Consider the following 1,365-nt stretch of genomic DNA (forward strand, 5'->3'; position numbering starts at 1 on the left):
AAAAATCTATGGTCACCCCCATTTTTGCAATACTGATTAACGGATGGTGTGGTTGGTTTGCTTAAATCTATCCGGCGTCTGTTTGGGGCATGCCCCAGCGCCACGATGAGAGTCGCGCCTGACGATCCTAAAAAGCCCATCGGCTTCTAAAGCCGATTTTTATGTCAGGATCTTCGCCAGGCCGGTAGGCCGTTCACGTCATCCGTTGTTCAGCTATCGCAAAACCTGAAGGGTGAATCGTGGTACTGCAACAACTGCAGGGTCAGGCGTTCAAGGCGTCTGGCCCTGCTTCATATTGCGTATGGTGAGTCGCGATCGCCCAAGCGATACGTGCCAGTTTGTTAGCCAGGGCACAGGCTACGACATTCGAATGTCGTCGACTGAGCAAGGCTCGAACCCAGTCAGCCAGTGCCCCTTTCTGATGCTCCAGCCTCTGCATATAGACCCTGGAGCATTGCACCAACAGTTGTCGCAGGTGCTTGTCACCCCGCTTGCTGATCCCGAGCAAATTCGCCTTACCGCCCGTGCTGTACTGCCTGGGCACCAGGCCCACTGAGGCGGCAAAATCGCGACTGCACCGGTACTGCTTAGCATCACCCATTTTCACAGCCAGCAGGCTGGCGGTGATCGGGCCGACACATGGCATGCTCAGCAAGCGACTACCAAGATCATCGTCGGCCAGTTGGCTCGACAGCTCTTTATCCAGCGCCCTGATTTGCTCATCCAGGTAGACGAAGTGATCGTGCAGACGCTGTAACAACACCGTCAAACGAACGGGCAACTCGTGCTCGGCCAAGACATTTGTCAAACGTTTCATAATGGTCAGGCCTCTGGGCAGGCTGACGCCAAATTCCAGTAGGAAACCGTGCATCTGATTAGCCGTTTTTGTGCGGTCATGCACCAACGATTCGCGCATCCGATGCAGAACAGACAGGGTTTGCTGGGACTCGGTTTTAGGCGTCACAAAGCGCATAGATGGACGGGAAGCCGCTTCACAGATCGCTTCAGCGTCGACGAAATCATTTTTGTTGCCTTTGACGAAAGGCTTAACGAACTGCGGGGAAATCAGCTTGGCCGTGTGTCCCATTGCCGCTAGCTGACGAGCGACAAAATGCGCCCCCGCACAGGCTTCCATCACCACGACACAACTCGGCATGTTGCCGAAAAGTTGCATCATCTGCGCCCGAGAGAGCTTCTTGCGAAACACCTCGCGGCCTGATTTATCCTGGCCGTGAAGGTGGAAATTATGTTTGCCGAGATCGATACCGATCAGTGCTGACTGGATCATGATGATGGCCTCCGAAAACAAAACACCCTGCGAAAGCGTAGCCCTCGCAGGGTGTGGGGGTGACCATCTCATTAGCC

At 54.6% G+C, this 1,365-nt stretch carries 1 protein-coding gene; it reads right to left on the reverse strand.

The genetic code is table 11. The annotated features are described in order from the left end of the window. Nucleotides 1-262: 262 nt before the first annotated feature. Nucleotides 263-1,288 carry an IS110 family RNA-guided transposase gene (locus Q7W83_RS29440; RefSeq protein WP_473658519.1) on the reverse strand — a complete coding sequence of 342 codons (1,026 nt, stop codon included), beginning with the start codon at nucleotides 1,286-1,288 and terminating at the stop codon, nucleotides 263-265. Between the last annotated feature and the right edge of the window lie 77 nt (nucleotides 1,289-1,365).

The organism is Pseudomonas sp. 300 (assembly GCF_055803035.1).